The sequence below is a fragment of the Micromonospora sp. NPDC007271 genome (assembly GCF_040634005.1).
Classification (GTDB): Bacteria; Actinomycetota; Actinomycetes; order Mycobacteriales; family Micromonosporaceae; genus Micromonospora.
Window position 1 is genome coordinate 18,836 of sequence record NZ_JBEYER010000005.1, and the last position, 15,489, is coordinate 34,324.

General features: G+C 68.9%; 16 protein-coding genes and 2 pseudogenes. 9 read left to right on the forward strand and 9 right to left on the reverse strand.

The window, feature by feature from the left end:
- The first annotated feature begins 81 nt into the window (after positions 1–81).
- The 4 genes from ABZ570_RS03285 (at position 82) to ABZ570_RS03300 (ending at position 3,450) form a co-directional block, all read left to right on the forward strand.
- Positions 82–741, forward strand: a complete 660-nt coding sequence (locus ABZ570_RS03285) for a class I SAM-dependent methyltransferase (protein WP_358056252.1) — start codon at positions 82–84, stop codon at positions 739–741.
- A 184-nt stretch (positions 742–925) separates the two neighbouring features.
- On the forward strand, positions 926–1,618 hold the full coding sequence (locus ABZ570_RS03290) for a hypothetical protein (RefSeq protein WP_358056254.1): 693 nt from the start codon (positions 926–928) through the stop codon (positions 1,616–1,618).
- A 270-nt stretch (positions 1,619–1,888) separates the two neighbouring features.
- Complete coding sequence (locus tag ABZ570_RS03295) at positions 1,889–2,626, forward strand: C40 family peptidase (RefSeq protein ID WP_358056256.1); 738 nt, start codon at positions 1,889–1,891, stop codon at positions 2,624–2,626.
- A gap of 17 nt (positions 2,627–2,643) precedes the next feature.
- A complete protein-coding gene (locus tag ABZ570_RS03300; protein WP_358056258.1) occupies positions 2,644–3,450 on the forward strand; it encodes a hypothetical protein in 807 nt (268 codons plus the stop codon).
- A 111-nt stretch (positions 3,451–3,561) separates the two neighbouring features.
- Here the strand turns inward: ABZ570_RS03300 and ABZ570_RS03305 are convergent, their stop codons facing one another.
- Complete coding sequence (locus ABZ570_RS03305; protein ID WP_358056260.1) at positions 3,562–4,947, reverse strand: hypothetical protein; 1,386 nt, start codon at positions 4,945–4,947, stop codon at positions 3,562–3,564.
- Positions 4,944–5,450: a SigE family RNA polymerase sigma factor gene (locus ABZ570_RS03310; protein ID WP_358056262.1), complete on the reverse strand. Its 507-nt coding sequence runs from the start codon at positions 5,448–5,450 to the stop codon at positions 4,944–4,946. Before ABZ570_RS03310 ends, ABZ570_RS03305 begins: the two co-directional genes overlap by 4 nt.
- Before the next feature lie 375 nt (positions 5,451–5,825).
- Here ABZ570_RS03310 and ABZ570_RS03315 point away from each other — a divergent pair, with 375 nt between their 5' ends.
- Positions 5,826–6,530: a hypothetical protein gene (locus ABZ570_RS03315; protein WP_358056264.1), complete on the forward strand. Its 705-nt coding sequence runs from the start codon at positions 5,826–5,828 to the stop codon at positions 6,528–6,530.
- A 57-nt stretch (positions 6,531–6,587) separates the two neighbouring features.
- Here ABZ570_RS03315 and ABZ570_RS03320 read toward each other — a convergent pair whose 3' ends face one another.
- On the reverse strand, positions 6,588–7,706 hold the full coding sequence (locus ABZ570_RS03320) for a methyltransferase (RefSeq protein ID WP_358056266.1): 1,119 nt from the start codon (positions 7,704–7,706) through the stop codon (positions 6,588–6,590).
- 375 nt (positions 7,707–8,081) lie between these two features.
- On the opposite strand from ABZ570_RS03320, the gene ABZ570_RS03325 reads away from it, so the two are divergent.
- Positions 8,082–8,273 (forward strand): hypothetical protein, encoded by a 192-nt coding sequence (locus ABZ570_RS03325; RefSeq protein WP_358056268.1) that lies wholly within the window; start codon positions 8,082–8,084, stop codon positions 8,271–8,273.
- Here the strand turns inward: ABZ570_RS03325 and ABZ570_RS03330 are convergent.
- A complete protein-coding gene (locus ABZ570_RS03330; RefSeq protein ID WP_358056270.1) occupies positions 8,254–8,703 on the reverse strand; it encodes a hypothetical protein in 450 nt (149 codons plus the stop codon). The two genes, ABZ570_RS03325 and ABZ570_RS03330, sit on opposite strands and share 20 nt — an antisense overlap.
- A gap of 427 nt (positions 8,704–9,130) precedes the next feature.
- Here ABZ570_RS03330 and ABZ570_RS03335 point away from each other — a divergent pair, with 427 nt between their 5' ends.
- On the forward strand, positions 9,131–9,685 hold the full coding sequence (locus ABZ570_RS03335) for a 2'-5' RNA ligase family protein (protein WP_358056272.1): 555 nt from the start codon (positions 9,131–9,133) through the stop codon (positions 9,683–9,685).
- On the opposite strand, the gene ABZ570_RS03340 is transcribed toward ABZ570_RS03335, so the two are convergent.
- Both ABZ570_RS03340 and ABZ570_RS03345 read right to left on the reverse strand, forming a co-directional pair.
- The gene (locus ABZ570_RS03340) at positions 9,682–10,692 is read right to left on the reverse strand and encodes a hypothetical protein (RefSeq protein ID WP_358056274.1); all 1,011 of its coding nucleotides are present in this window, start codon (positions 10,690–10,692) and stop codon (positions 9,682–9,684) included. The genes ABZ570_RS03335 and ABZ570_RS03340 overlap by 4 nt on opposite strands.
- 22 nt (positions 10,693–10,714) lie before the next feature.
- On the reverse strand, positions 10,715–11,320 hold the full coding sequence (locus ABZ570_RS03345; RefSeq protein WP_358056276.1) for a hypothetical protein: 606 nt from the start codon (positions 11,318–11,320) through the stop codon (positions 10,715–10,717).
- 175 nt (positions 11,321–11,495) lie between these two features.
- Between ABZ570_RS03345 and ABZ570_RS03350 the strand changes: the two genes are divergently transcribed.
- On the forward strand, positions 11,496–11,819 hold the full coding sequence (locus ABZ570_RS03350) for a hypothetical protein (RefSeq protein WP_358056278.1): 324 nt from the start codon (positions 11,496–11,498) through the stop codon (positions 11,817–11,819).
- A gap of 683 nt (positions 11,820–12,502) precedes the next feature.
- Here the strand turns inward: ABZ570_RS03350 and ABZ570_RS03355 are convergent.
- The 3 genes and pseudogenes from ABZ570_RS03355 to ABZ570_RS03365 form a co-directional block, all read right to left on the reverse strand.
- A pseudogene (locus tag ABZ570_RS03355) lies at positions 12,503–13,350 on the reverse strand (IS5 family transposase).
- A gap of 291 nt (positions 13,351–13,641) precedes the next feature.
- Positions 13,642–13,794: pseudogene (locus ABZ570_RS03360) on the reverse strand (hypothetical protein); the annotation flags it as partial.
- Between the two features lie 129 nt (positions 13,795–13,923).
- Positions 13,924–14,427, reverse strand: a complete 504-nt coding sequence (locus tag ABZ570_RS03365; RefSeq protein ID WP_358056280.1) for a hypothetical protein — start codon at positions 14,425–14,427, stop codon at positions 13,924–13,926.
- Positions 14,428–14,907: 480 nt separating this feature from the next.
- Between ABZ570_RS03365 and ABZ570_RS03370 the strand changes: the two genes are divergently transcribed.
- Positions 14,908–15,291 (forward strand): hypothetical protein, encoded by a 384-nt coding sequence (locus tag ABZ570_RS03370; RefSeq protein ID WP_358056282.1) that lies wholly within the window; start codon positions 14,908–14,910, stop codon positions 15,289–15,291.
- Positions 15,292–15,489 lie beyond the last annotated feature (198 nt).

Below are 15,489 nucleotides of genomic sequence, written 5' to 3' on the forward strand. Positions count from 1 at the left end.
ACGATTCTTGCCGCCCTGCGTTCCGGCGGCGCACCATCGCCGGGCCGGGACGACGGCCGTTCGTCCGGCGAGGAGGGCACCATGACCGAGCACGGGGCGCACCCGGTGGGCCCGGCGGTGGACGAGGCCACCGCCCGATTCTGGGACGAGCTGTACCAACGGCGCGACCGGGTGTGGAGCGGCCGGGTGAACAGCGTCCTGGCCGAGGTGGTGGAGCCGCTGCCGCCCGGCGCCGCGCTCGACCTGGGCTGCGGTGAGGGCGGCGACGCCATCTGGCTCGCTGGCCGAGGCTGGCGGGTGACCGCGGTGGACGTCTCGGCCACCGCCCTGGGCCGGCTCACCGCCGAGGCGACCCGGGCCGGCGTGGCGTCCCGGATCACCGTGGCTCGGCACGACCTGACCCGGACCTTCCCGGCCGGTAGCTACGACCTGGTCTCGGCGCAGTTCCTCCAGTCCCCACTGGAACTGCCCAGGGCGGCGGTGCTGCGAGCGGCGGTCCGGGTGGTCGCGCCCGGGGGCCGGCTCCTGGTCGTCGAGCACGGCGCGCCACCGCCGTGGGCCCGCGAGAGCCACCCGCACGCCCGCTTCGCCAGCCCGGAGGAGATCCTCGCCGCGCTCGACCTCGACCCGGCCGGCTGGCACACCGAACGGCTCGGGGCCGCGCACCGGACGGGCACCGGCCCGGACGGCGAGACGGGCAGCCTCGTCGACCACGTCGTCCTGGTCCGTCGCCTCGACTGAGGGATTCCCGGATCCCGTCCGGTTCCGATTTCCCGCCACCTGCTCGGCAGGCGTGCAACCGTTCCGACCTGTCCCGTACGGTTCTCGGCCTTGAGAGACCTGGGTCAATCCGATTCGGTGAAATGGCTAGCAGCGAAACAACGCGCGTTCCATCTGCCATAACACCGATCCAAAGGAACATGTCGTGAAACGAATCCTCGGCCAGAGGTCCCTTCTGATGGTCGCCCTGGGCGTCATCCTCGCGGCACTCGCCACCACCGCGATCACCGCACAGGCGAAGCCGACCAGCAAGTCGTCGAGCAGCTCCACCAAGCGGGTGTCGACGACCCTGGTCACGAAGAACTTCAGCGTCACCAAGGTCGCCTTCGCGAACGATCCGAAGATCAAGACCTGCGTGCGGATCACCGTCTACGGCACCTTCCAGTACAAGAAGAACGTGACCATCGGCTACAAGGGCATGACCTTCCGGTCGTACACCGATCGAAAGATCATCTCGCCGACGATGACCGCCAAGACCTTCGCCGCGCCGAGGTGCACCGGCGCCGGGAAGGCGGTCAGGGTCAGCAAGGCTTCCCTCTACCAGCGCTGGTACGCCACGGACTGCACGTTCAACCCCGGCATCGGGGTCTCGGCTCTTCCCTGGACGGTTTCCGTCGCACCGACCATCACCTGCGGGGACGTCACCGCCGCCCAGCGCAAGGCGTCGTTCTCCAGCGCCGCCGCCTCGTACCGGCAGTCGAACAGCGGCAAGGTGGTCAGCTTCGGTGGGAGCCCGAGCCAGTCGCATGGCTGCCTGAGCCTTGACGCCTCGGTGCAGGTGTACAAGAAGAACGCCTCGGACAACGCGGACGCGTCCTTCAAGGTCTGCCCGTCCTGAACAAGCCCGCACCCGGCCTGATCGAACCGTACGCCGCGGGGTGGATCCGCTCGGATCCACCCCGCGGTGCCGTTGGCGGCGCTGCGGGTGTGCCACCTCGGGACGCCCGGCGCCGCGCCGGGACAGGGCGGTACGGCGGCCGGTCGAGACGGGACACGCGCCACGACCGGCGCCGCGACCGGGACTTTCCCGTACGGCGGACGACCTTCCGAGACACCCGCCGAACGGATGCACTCGTCACCGGAACCCCACCGCTTGAAGGAGCAGACCATGACAGAGCCCACCGTCAGCATCTCGCCGGCGTACCGTACCTCCGCTCCACCCTCGCCGACCGAGTCGAGGCGCAACACCCGCGGCCCCGGGCGGCGGGGGGTGATCAAGCTCCTGCTCGCCCTGGCGTTCATCGCGGGCGCCCTCGTCGGACTGGGCGGCCTCGCGAGCGCCAAGGCCAGCTCCGACTGCTCCGGCAGCGTCGCCGAGAGGGCGGTGTGCCAGGCCGCAGCACAGAAGGGCGACCCGTACGTCTGGGGCGGCAAGGGGTCGAGCACCTTCGACTGCTCCGGCCTCACCTACTACGCCTACCGGAAGGCGGGGCTGGACTGGAGCTACCGCACGGCGGCCGGACAGTACAGCTACGGGGTGAGCAAGGGCCGGACCGTCTCCACCAAGGATCTCCGCCCGGGTGACCTCATCTTCTTCAACTGGGACGGCGGCGAAATCGACCACGTGGGCATCTACGCCGGAAACGGCAAAATGATCCACGCGTCCAGCGGCAGGCGCAAGGTCGTCGAGACCAAGCTGAATGCCTACTACCGCAGTCACATGCTCAAGTCGGCGGTACGCCCCACCTCCGGTTCGGGGAATTCGAATGGCGGGCCGAAGAAGAAGCCCACCGCGAAGACGACTTCGAAGCCGAGTTCGAAGCCGAGTACGAAGCCGAAGCGCAGCAATCGGCCACACGGCGAGTCTGACCAGATCCCCGTCGTAATCGTTCCGTACGCCGGCTGATCCGCACTGGAGACGACATGATGACGAAGCGAACCGCCAAGTTCCTTCCGCTGCTGCTCGCCGGCGTTCTGATCGCGGGGGTCCTCGCGGTGTCGGAGGGTTTCGCGAGCGCGGCGCCCAACTGCACCGGCACCGCCAACCAGCAGGCGCTCTGTCACGCCAGGGAACAGGTCGTACGCGAGGCGGAGAGCAGGCCGACGGAGGAGGATCAACCCGACGGCTCGACGACCTGCGAGACCGAGCAGTCGCCGACCGACGACCAGACCTCGGACGACCAGGAGTCCGCCGAGGACCAGGACGCGACCGGCGACCAGGAGCCGGAAGGCGACCAGGACACCGACGGCCAGCAGTCAGACGTGGAAGACGGCGAGGATGCCGAAGGCGACCAGCAGTCGAGCACGGACCAGGACAGCGGGACCGACCAGGACACCGAAGGCGAGGACGCGGAGAGCGGCGAGGAGCCGCAAGACAGCCAGGACAGCACCGTCGACCAGGACACCGACGGCGACCAGCAGTCGGACGCGGACGACGGACAGGACGACGCCGGTGGGGACGACGACGCCGGTGGGGAGGACGCGGACGGGACCGACGACTGCGCGGGCGACGACGCCGACGGGGGTGAGGACCCCGCCGATGACGCGGGCGACGGCACGGACGACGAGAGCGGTGCCGACTCGTCGGACGACTGCCTCGACACGGACGTCGTGAACCAGCGCCTCGTCTCCGTCGTGCCCACCGGCGTTACCGACAAGCCGGGCGTCGTGGAGCCGGGCGAGCCGGGCGCAAACGGGGACGACGGAAACGGGTCCTGCGAGCGGCCCTGACGCCGGTACCAGGCCTCGGGGTGGTCTTCACCACCAGGGAAGACCACCCCGACGGCCAAGGTCGTCCGGCCAGCACATCGCCGTCGTCGATGCTGGGCGTTGCTCGTGAACTCAATGAGCGGACTGCGACGGCTGCTCCACTCGCGCTCGCCGGGCACGGATCCAGGGACGTGCCCAGCGCCACAGCAGGAAGGCGGCGCCGAGGACGACGGCGGCGTTCAGGAGCGTCGGCCAGGGACCGCGCTGCGGGCGACCGGCGCTCCGGACGGTCAGGTCGGTGAGCAGACCGGTGGCGAGGTGCAGGTCGACGACCTGGCAGTTCTGGGTGCCGAGTTCGCAGGTACTACCCGTGTCGAAGTGGGTCAGGGTCCGGCGGGTGCCGGCACCGAGTTGCACCTCCGCCAGCGACGCGTGACCTGCGTCGTTGACGGTCGCGACGATCATGCTGCCCGCCGAGCCCCAGCCGAGCAGTTGCGCGACGTCCGGGACCCGCGCGGGTACCGTGCCTCCGGCTGTGAAGGGCACGAACACGATGTCGCCGCCCTTCCAGAGGAAGGTGCCGTGGCCGGTGTCGCCGCCGGTGGTGCCGTTGAACGGCCCGTCCGTCAGCCACGGCACGGTGGCGAGGAATGTGCCGTCCAGCGACCAGCCGACGTCGGCGGCCAGCTCGCGTCCGTGTGGGAGGGGGACGCTGCCGTACTCACGGCCGTCGACGTCGACGAGGTGGGCCGTCTGGCCGACCTGCACGGCGAGCCGGCGGCTGTCCGGCGCGAACGAGGCCGTCCACGCCGGCTTGATCGCCGGCAGTTCCGTGCTGCGTCCGGTCGACAGGTCGAGCAGCCGCAGCGTACCGGTGCGGGCCACCTGGGCCTCGACGACGTTGATGGTGCCGAACTCGTCCGTGCGGGTGACGGGCGCGGCGCTGTAGGCGACGTGGCGGCCGTCGGGGGACCAGGCCAGCAGCCGTACGCCGACCGGGTCGCCGAGCGGAACCGAGCGCCGCTTGCCCGTGGTCAGGTCGACGAGGATCAGGTCGGCGGTCGCGCCGCGGTCGTCGCCGAGCAGCACGCGGGTGCCGTCCGGGGCGAGCAGCGCGGACGGCCGGTCCCGCTCCTCCATGGCGTCGACCTGCCGGTACGTGTCCCCGTCGGCCCCGACGACCAGCGACTGGAACATGTTGAACGCCTCGCCGTTGCCGTAGCCGTACAGGGCTATCGCGCGACCGGGCGGAGCCTTCGCGACAGTGCTGGTGAGGATCGAGTACCCGGCGAAGCGGTCCGGCAGGCTCGGCTTCGCCGACGGGGCGGCCGGCTGGGCGGGAAGCTGGACGCCCGGCACGACCAGGACGGCCAGGACGAGCAGGGCGGCCGCCCACCCCGCGGCGGTGCCGATCCGCCGGCGCCGGACCGCGCGGCGGCCCCGGGCGAGCACTGTGTCCAGGTAGCCGGGCGGCAACGATGGCGGGTCGTCCGGCAGGGTGGCGAACAGTTCTCTCATGGCGTGTCCGACCCTCCCGGCACGTAGTTCGGCAGTAGACGGCGCAGCGCCGCGACGGCGTACGAGGTCTGGCTCTTCACGGTCCCGGTCGAGCAGCCCAGCGCCGCCGCCGTCTGTGCGACGTCGAGGTCCTCCCAGTAACGGAGGACCAGGACCGCGCGTTGCCCGCGGGACAGCTGCGCCAGCGCAGCCAGCAGGTCGACGCGGTGCTCGGCACCGGCCAGCGGCGTCGTCGAGGGCCCGTCCACGTCGGCCACGGGCCGGACGCGCCGGGTCCAGGACCGCTCCCGCTCGGCCAGGTACGCGTGGATCAGCATCGCCCGGACGTAGCCGTCGATCGAGTCCGCTGCCGACGCCTTCCGCCAGTGCCGGTACAACGCGACGAGGCACTCCTGCACCAGGTCGTCCGCGGCCGACCACTGCCCGCACAGCCGGTACGCCAGCCGTCGCAGCCACGGCATCCGCGCCTGCACGTACTCGACGTACTCTCGTTCATTCCGCAACCCGGCCTCCCACCAACAGTAAGAGTGGCCCGAGACCCGTTTCGGTTGTGGCGGGTGGTGATCGAAGACGGGCGGGCCCCGGCGAGCGTCCCATCCCAGGTTGTTCCGTCCTGTCCTGGTCTGTACGCGACCGCGCCTGTCCTGGTCTGTACGCGACCGCGCGCCGGCCACGCCGCGTTCCGTCCGGGACAGGACCGGACGGGACACGTCGGGACGGGACCTGGACGCGCCCGGCCGGGACAGGACATCGATCAGATCCCGAACTGTCCCGTACGGCTCGAGGCGTTGGGCCGCCCCGTCGGAACGGCTCTACTGGTGACCGCAGCCCGGGAACTGCGCCCATCCGAACCGAAGACATCGCAAAGGAATCGCCAAATGAGCCATGTCGCACCGGCGGCTGCCCCGCATCGCGGGGGCCGCCGTACCAACTTCCTTCTGCTCGCGGTCGCCTTCACCGTGGTGGCCGGGTTGCTCGCCGGACTCGCCGGCATCTCCGCGGCGAAGTCGCGCAGCGGCCTCTCGACCGAAGTGGTCCGAGCGCTGGATCACCTGAAGCGGACGGGAGAGCTCTCCGCCAAGGACCGCAAGGCCCTGCTCAAGCACCGATCGGTGGCCGCGCAGGTGATCGACCCGTCGAAGACCCGGATCGTCGACGTGTCGACCGGTGGTGCCGGCGCCGGAATGAGCACGCTCGCGGATGGTGCGCTGACGGTCAGCGCCGCGGCCGCCGGTAAGGCCGGCTGCCATCGGGCCGATCGCTACATCTCCTACCGCACGGTGCTCGGCGCCAAGGCCTTCGACTGGCACAAGGTGCTGCACTACTGCTGGTCCAAGACGGGGAAGGTCACCATCAAGGAGCGCCGGTACTACATCAAGAACAACGACGGCTTCAACTACGACCGTGGTCTGGTCAGCAACACGCAGACCGGCAAGGGCACCGCGCACTACGCCTCGACGATGCAGGGCAAGGTCGAGAACTGCGTCCTGAAGTACGGCTGCGTCCTGGTCAAGAACCCGTACATCCGGTTCGTGGTGAACGGCAAGAAGGGCCGGTCGTACCAGATCTGGATGCGCAAGTAACCCTGGTCGGCGGCAGGCGGGTCCGCGCGACGCGGGCCCGCCGGCCACCGTGCGTCTCTACCAGCCTGCTTCGGTGACCACGCCGTCGCGCCGAGCGCGATCACGCCAGCGGGCCAGATCGGCTGGCAGTTGCAGCCGATTCGCGGTGGCCGGGCGGGCCAGCACGACCTCGGAGATCCGCCCGGCGAGCCGTATCTGCGCCCGGAACGGGACGAGGTAGCCGAAGCGTTCGATCCTGGCCGGGACCTTGAGGTCGGCGTCGGCGAGAACGCACAGCCGGCCGTGGGCGGTGAAGGCGTTCAGCAGTCGTGACCAGAAAGGGTCCAGGGACTGGTGCAGTTCACCGCTCCCGGAGACGGAGACGTTCCAGGGCGGATTGGTGACCACCACGTCGACGGACCCAGCGTCCCAGGTGATGTCGCCTGCGTCAGCGATCGAGCACTGGATCTCGACTCCCGCGCGTTCCGCGTTTCGGCGGGCGTGCTCGACCCGTGCGGGATCGATGTCACTGGCCGAGATGTCGGCACCCGTGCGGAGCAGGGCAGCTTCGATGGCTACCGTGCCGTCTCCGCAGAACGGGTCGGCCACTGCCTCACCAGCGGTGGGATTCGTCAGCATCGCCAGCATCGCGGCCACCGGAGGGTGCAGCGTCCCCGGTCCTGCGTCCTCTTTGTAGGACCGCCTGTGCAAGGGTCGTGGCCCGAGCCGGAGGGCGGCAACGGCCCTGGAGCCGCGGAGGAACAGACGCACTGTCAGGTCGGGATCGACCGGTCGGGCGTTGTCGGTGCGCGGCAGATGTGTTCCTCCGAGCCTGCTCTGCAGCAGGCGCCCGGTGCTGTTCTCCACGTCGAACCGGTTGTAGGTCCGTCGCCCTTCGAGACTCGCGACAACATCGAACCTGGGCGATGCCGGCAGGTCACGTACCGCGGCCACGGCCAGGGCCGCGGGCGCCCAGTCGAGCCGTGCCAGCCTGGCCGCGAGTGGTTGCAGATCTGCTTTGGTGTGCCCGACGCCGGTGATCTCACCCGCTTGGATGAAGACGTCGTCGACCGTCTTGAGCGCGACGACGGCCGGCTCGGGGCACTCCGTCTCGAAGGTCACCTCTCTGGCCGCCATGCGTATCCCGGACACGCCGGCGATCGCGCGCTCGATTTCGGCGGCCGCGATCCACTCCAAGCCACGGGCGGTTCGGGCGAGGTAGCGGAAGGCAGATGTCACCGACCCGGCCAGCCTTTCTGATCGCATGAGCCGAGAGCCGCGGTGCACGGGCCCGTGTCGCTGGCATTGGTGCTGGTGGTGCCCCCATGATAGGGCCCTGGGCGTGGCGATCTCGCTGCAGGGCGAGGCGAAGGGAGCCCGCGTGGGAGAACAGCCCCGGTAGAGGTTGTCCGGGCAGCGCGATCCTCCGCTGAGCACAGCCGCCGGTGTTACCGTTTCGGCGTGATGCCCGGGTGGATCCCGGCGCTGCACCAGTCGCACGAGACCAAGGGAGAACGCGACCCGCACGCCGTCGCCCGAATCACCCTGATGATCGAAAGGGGGTGAGGCTCGATGACCACCCCGATGCGAGCTGGCGATGTCGTCGCCGCAACCGTGACCAAGGTCCTGCCGTTCGGCGTGCTCGTCGAGACACCGGCAGGCGTGCACGGGCTCGTGCGCAGCGCCAAGGCCGGGGCCGGCGCGGTCGTGAACGTTTGCGTCCGCGAGTTCGACGGCCAGCGGTTCAGTGCAACCCTGATGTGAGTGATGTGGCCGGGTGCGGTCGTGACCGCAACGCTTCGTAGTGAGTTCTGAAGTCGAAGAAGCGCAAACCGTCCACCGTCACGTCGTTCGCGATCTCTTCAGCCGTCCAGGGATGGTCAGAGTAGTCGTCCGTTGCGATGCCGCCGTGAGCGAGCAGCGCCAACGCCAGGCGACGAACCTCCACCGTCCCGTCAACTCGGCTTGAGACGTCGACCTGAAGGGCCCAACTGGGTCGCCGGCCGCAAGCCCGGCTCAGTTCCCGCACGGCCTCCGGCTCCCAGTCCAGATACAGATACTCATCCTCGCTGGTCAGCTCCCCATACAGGCACCCGTCCACCAGCCACGGATGTCTCTGGCCGGGAGACAGCCGGTCGAGCAGAGCAACGACGGCGGCCTGCTCCATGTCCGGGAAGATGAAGACAGTACGCACGTCAAGAGCGTCGCACACGTCAGCCGATCTGACGCGATCTCCTCGGTCGGGCAAAAGTCGTCCTTGCCCGGGTCCAGCATCCCCGGCGGAGGTGGTTGCCAGACTGCCCCCATCCCCCGACTGGTGCCAGGGCTGCCGGGGTGTCCGGTCTCGGGGGCCTGTCTCGGGCTTGCGTGACACGTCCCGGCTGCTGCGCCTGACGCGAGCTCAAGCGGTCGTGATGCCCGAGATGCCTGCTCACCGAAGCCGGTCCGGTCGCGTTTCGTGCCCGCTGAGTCTCGTGGCTACTGGCCCACTGATGGCCCGCGTGACCATCAGCTCCATAGGGTCGGCAGGTAATCCAGGCGCTGTCCACATGCTGCCCCTACCCCGCACCGCTGACCAAACCCCGTAGACCAGCACCGGCCATGATCGGGAAACTTCCGGGATGGAACCGACACAGACGGCGCTCATCGTGCCGATACCCGAGGCCGAGGAAGCGGTAGGCCGGTTTCGGGAATCTCTCGACCCGGCTGCCTCATGGGGCGTGCCGGCGCACGTGACCGTCCTCTACCCGTTTCTGCCTCCGCAGCAGATCAACCACCAAGCCCTGGCCGTGCTGCGCAAGACCATTGCCGGCATACCGCGGTTCGACGTTGCGCTGACTCACATCGGCTGGTTCGGTGACACGCTCGTATGGCTTGCACCGCAGCCAGACCGTCCGTTCCGGAACCTCACCGCGGCGGTGTGGCAGCGGTTTCCCGAGACCCCTCCATATGCCGGGGCGCACACCGAGGTGGTGCCGCATCTGACCATCGGCCAGGACGCCCCCAAGCCCACACTGAGCCACGCCGCGGAAACCGTCTCCGCGCAGCTGCCGATCAACGCGGCCGTCCGCATGGTTCGCCTCATCGCAGGAACGCCGGGCCTAAGCCCTTGGCGCACCGTCTGCGAGTTCCCACTGGGGGCGGAGGCGGCAAGGCGGTCAGGCTTGCCTTGCTAGACGTGGTGAGGTGTCGTCGCGACACCGGGGGCCGATCGGCGGTGGCGGCGTGCCAGACCGAACACGACCAGGGCCAGCAGGCCTGCGATCAGTGACGCCCCGACGATGACCAGCGGTGTGCTCAGGCGGTCTCGAAGCGAGCTGGCCTTGCCGGTGCGTCCAGGATCCGGAAAGGTGATGGTGCCGCTCGCCGTGTGTTTCACCATGCCGCTTTCCAGGGTCGCCTCGATCCGCCACGGGCCGTTCGGCAGGTCGGCGGGAAAGGCCACCGAGACCACACCGGATTCTCCGGGGGCCAGCGTCGTGCCGCGGGTGATGTCGAACGGCCCGGCGCGCATGCCGGCCGGGCCTTCGGACAACGCGACCGTTCCGGTCATGTCCAGCGCCCGCCCGCCGGTGTTGGTCACGGCGATGCTGGCGCTCGGCTCGCCACCCGGCGCGCGGGCGGGTGTGATCTGGCCGATCGTGAAGTCGGAGGGAGGCTCTCCGCCGGGCCCGACATGCAGATAGACCCGGATGCCCACCCGGTGGACCTGGGTGATCTGGCTCGACCGGTTGGATGGTTTTGTTGATGCCCAGATCACGGCGTAGCGTTCGCCTGCTGAGGCGGTCTCGGGGACGGTGATGGTGGAGTGGACCTGGGCATCCTCTCCGGGTTTCAAGTCCACCAGGTCCCGGTCGAGGGAGATCCACGGCGTCAACTCGTTCGAGGCGCGTCCCTCGGTGAACGTGAACTGTGCCCGCGTGATCGTGGCCGCCGCCGCGTACAGCTCAAGCCGCTGCCGCTCGGCCGATCTGTTGATCACTCGGATCTTCCGCTTGATGACGGTGCCGGGGCGAACGTGGTCGACGATGTAGCGCAGGGCGCGCGGATCGCCGCGCCGGCTGGCTGGCGCCTCGAGAAGTTGGATTCCGATCCTGTCCCGGTCCGGGCCTGGTTGCACGGTGCTGGCCTGGGCGGGAGAGCCCAGGCCAGCACTGGCCAGCAGCGCGAGGATGACGCACACCGCGCGGCGCCGAAGGTCATCATTAGGCGACCGAATGGGTCACCGTCCCGGTGTAGACCCCGGACTCGTTCGCCAGCGGTACGTGGACATCGAGGGTCGGGTTCCAACTCGCGCTGTTGTTCCCGGTCCCCAGTAGGTGCGTGAAGGCGGTCAACGGCGTGGCGTTGTCCAGGGGCTGCTCTGCCGCCTGGTTTGCCTGCCCGGGGGTGAAGGTGCCGTTTCCGGTCGTGGCGGTGGCCGGCCCCGACCAGTACGAAACCTGTGAGGCGAGCACGGTTTCCGAAGCGGTGGCGGTGCCGGTCGTGAAGTCCGTAGAGGTGACGGTCGCTGCCCAGCTGGCATCGGCCGACGCGCGCGAGTCGGTGACGGTGACCGTGCCCAGTTGGCCGGTGATCGTCGTGCCTGGAGTGCCCGAGCCAAGACTCGCCGTTGGCTGGGCCGTGATGTCCAGCGTGCCGGCGTTCACGGTGAACGTGACATCGGTGTCGGCTGACGGAGCTGCCGCAGCGGGTGCTGCGGCCAAACCGACCGCTGCGGCGGAGGCCGCGGCGATGATCAGGATTTTCGTGAATCGCATGATGATTAACCCCCATGGGAACGCGGTGATGGTCTGGTCGAGGGCGGCCACCCGAACTATACGACAAACCAGACATTCTGGGATAGAAAGCTCATCTAAGGCAATACCTCCTGTTTCGCCTCGAACATCACTAACCGCGCGTCCGGCCCGTATTCTCGTGTTCATGGCGTCACGGCCACCGCTCCCGTCCCGGACGAGACCCCGCGCTCGGTCCGGTCCGGGCCTCATGCTGACCGTCACCCTCGGTCTGGCGATGGCCACCCTCGTCGACCCCGCGTCAAGTGCAGCCCACGCTCCGCAGGCCGCCCTCGGCTACGCCACGCCCAGCCCGGCACCGACGTCGAACACGACGGACGGGAATGTCACCTTCAGAGTGCTGCCCCGGCCGCCGACACCATCCCCGACCACACCGGTCCCCTCGCCCAGTGGTCATCTGCCGATCACCGGCGGCCGACCAGGCCCGGCTCTATGGCGGTTGGTCCTGGCCGGCGGCACCCTGGTGCTCGCCGGGCTGATCATGGCCTACTCGCGGCGCTACCGCTCCCCGTGACCCGTCCCGCCACGCTGGCCGCACGACGATTCGGTGATCACAGCCCCAGCGCCCGTTAACAGGTCCGGACGCACCCAAAGCCCACCGGACAGGGCGGGACAGAGAGGATGCTCGTCGGACGAGCAGCCACCGAGCAGCCACATGTCCACAAGGGACGGAAAGGCAAAGAGACTGACCCGCGTTTCCGCAGGTCAGGCTCTTATGAGCTTGCGCGCCCGAAGGGACTCGAACCCCTAACCTTCTGATCCGTAGTCAGATGATCTTGCAGAGAGTGGCGAGAGTGCGATGACGTCCGGTCGCGTCCGAGCCAATCTGGCGACATCCCCGCAGGTCCGACTGCATATCGGCCGGCTTAGATTTCTTGACGCCGTTTCTGCAAGGGTGAAATCCGGCTCAGTCCCGATGAGTCCGTGCCAGTTCGCCGACGTTCGAGCAGCCACCGATCAGCCAGGAGCGACGCCCGCGCAACCGTGGCCAGCGCGGTGGCCGCCACCGCGACCGCATTGGCCGGGCTGGCCGACAGATGGCGCGCCGGGCCAGATCACCAGGTCTGCTGCGGTGAGCGGCGGTGAGCAGCGCGGGCAGCAGCGAGTCCGGGAATCGCCGACGGGGTACGTCGCGAAGTTCCTCCGCCGGAACACCGCCTGACTCATCTCTGGGGCGGGCGGAACGGCTTAGAGGTCCTAACAAAGTCGCACGACGTGTCGGTACGTGATGATGCAGGTAGCCAGGCCGAGGAAGGCTTCGTGGATGTCGTCACGGCGTTCCCAGCGGATGCGTAGCCGTCGCATGCCGTGGTACCAGGCGATCGTGCGCTCGACGACCCACCGGAACGCACCGAGTCCGGAGCCGTGGGGCTGGCCACGGCGGGCGATGCGCGGGCGGATGCCCTTGCCGCGTACCGCCTTGCGGTACTTGTCGTGGTCGTAGGCGCGGTCGCCGAAGAGCTGGTCGGGACGCTGGCGGGGCCGGCCGCGCCGGCCGCGTACGGGCGGGATCTTGTCGATCAGCGGGAGCAGTTCGGTGACGTCGTGGCGGTTGCCGCCGGTCAACGACACCGCGAGGGGGATGCCGGCGCCCTCGGTCAGGACGTGGTGCTTCGAGCCCGGGCGGGCGCGGTCGACCGGGCTCGGGCCGCTTTTGGGCCACGTCGGGCGGCCCGCACATGTGAGGAGTCGATCACGGCGCGGGACCAGTCCAGCTTGCCCGCTGCCTGGAGCTCGGCCAGCAGCAGCTCGTGCAGCCGCTGCCACACCCCGGCCCGGTTCCATTCCTCCAGACGCCGCCAGCAGGTCATCCCCGAGCCGAACCCCAGCTCTTGGGGCAGGAATTCCCACTGGATGCCCGTGTGCAGCACGAACAAGATCCCGCACAGCACCTGCCGGTCCGGGATCCGCTTACGCCCCGGGTGCCGCGGGTTGCGCACGGGTTTGGGCAGCAACGGCTCGATGCGCTGCCACAGCCCGTCCGGCACGATCCACGGCGGCTGCTCACCACGCCTCACGGCCCGACATCGTAGATCACCCTCCACAAGGGACGACAGACCCAGAGATCATTTTGTTAGGAACTCTTAATCGCACCCTTCCGGAAAGGCGAAATCGCACCCGGGGAATGGCGACCCCGGGGCTCCGCAATCGGCGAAGCTGTCGGCGTGACGTTCTCACCCCACCCGTACCCGGCAGTGCACCACCAGCCGGCTCCCACGATGCCCATCCCCGTACCGCATCCGGTGCCCGTGCGGCTCAGGTGGTACTCGGTCCCGCCGAGGTAGAGAGTCTTATCGGTGCCAGGATTGTCGGCGATGAGTCGGTTGCCGGCTACGTCAGAGGTAGGTGTGGGTGATGGCGCCGTTGACGAGTTCGGTGAGGTGGCCTTCGGAGTCGAAGGTGAGGGTTTGGTTGGGCTTGTCGGTGCTTGTGCGGGTTTTGAGGTAGCCGCCGTTGTCGTAGGTGCAGCTGGTGGTCGTTCCGCCGCCGGTGGTGCTGGTGGGGGCGTGAGGGCGAGGGCTGCCGGGGTTGGGGTGCTAGAAACACAACGCGATCCCAACGACCGGTCCCGCGCTCGATGGCCGCCACCGCTCCGGCGCGGCCTTGTACGGGGCGGATCAGCCTGGTCTTCCAACCCATGCCAGGTGCTTGTCGGCGACATGCAGGCCACCGGACCGTCGCCCCTGCAAGATTCCGGTGCGCATCCGCCCTTCGATGACCTGCAGCCCGCGGTTCGATGGATGAAGAAGGTTGCGGGAGATCATGATCGGCGGTATGAGCCACGTTCCCTGGATCTTCCACGCGTCCTGAATTCGTTGCGGGCGCTTGCTCAGCCAGTACTCGTGGTTCGCCGCGACCTCCTCGAGGAATCCCTGGTCACTGGCGCCGGTGGGAATCGATTCGAGTTCTGCGACGGGGACGTCCTCGAGGCTCCAGCGGATCCGTTCGAGGTCGAGGTCTTCGTAGTCCCTGAGGAACTCAAGGTGTCCGCCGTGGTCGTAGAGCCACTGTCGCACCACGTCGTCGGGCCACCGCAGGTTCGCGATCGCTTCGAACTGCATGAAGACCCGAAGGTCTTGATCCCGGTCGGCCGGGGGAAGGTTCTTCAGGAAGATCGGCACGCCGCCTCGCACTCGTGGTCATCTCGTCAACATGACTGACTCAACGAACGAAGCCGGCTCGCGTGGGACATGCATGGGCAGGCTCGTCATCGGACCGGCGCGCCAGCTCACACGACTTCGTCCTCGTCTCCGCCCATCCGAGCGGAGCCGCCTGCGCCGGCTGCGTCCACCCGAAGGACGACGACACGGATGGACCCATCCCGACGATCTCCTTCGTCTCCTTCTGGGCCGGCCTGATTCAGGCCCTCGACCTCACGTCCAGCAGCCGCGCGGCAGCGCAGACTCGCACTCGGTCAACCCAGGTCTGGCCACTCGGACTGCACAACCCCCGCGGTCTGCACCGCTACACGCAGGCACCCGCCCCCAACTGCCCGCTCTATTGCCCGATGTCACGGCCGGAACAAGCAGCCGCGTGACCCAGCGCGAAACGGGACCGTAGGCTGGATGGCCGATTGACCGGCCTGCATCGTGGTCGCGGCCATGCCGTTCGTGGAGAAGCGCCTGCGGTGGTTCGACGACGGCGCGCCCCTGCTCCGCGCGACCGCCGACCCGGCTCGGGTTCGGCAACGCCCTGCCCGCCGGCGACGACTGGTACGCCTGCCCCCTGTGCCTGGTCGCCTACTCCCGAGCCGCTGTCATCGCCGGGGTCCTCACCGAGGAGCCGACCCGCCGCGGGCACTCGGCGGTCGCAGCCTCCTGCTGACCTGCGCCGCATGCAACAACACCGCCGGCACCGCCCTCGACGCCCACGCCGTACGCCGCCAGCACCTCGAAGACTTCTTCATCCACCGTCAGGCCACCGGCCGCACCCTGCCGGTCACCGTCCACGCCGCTGGTATCCCGCTGCGCGGCACCATCCAATAAACCGACGACGGCAGCCTGATGCGTGATCAGGTTCTGGCTTCAGGCGCTCAGTACCAGTGAGGGACCTCGCGCAGATCGGCCACGGCGGCGTCGGTCGTTCACCGCAGCGGAGAAGCTGCGGCTGCTCGCTACATGGCCTGATTTCGCCGATGTGGCGCCGGGCGTTGCTGGACAACCCGGCGCTGGACGGGGCGGAAC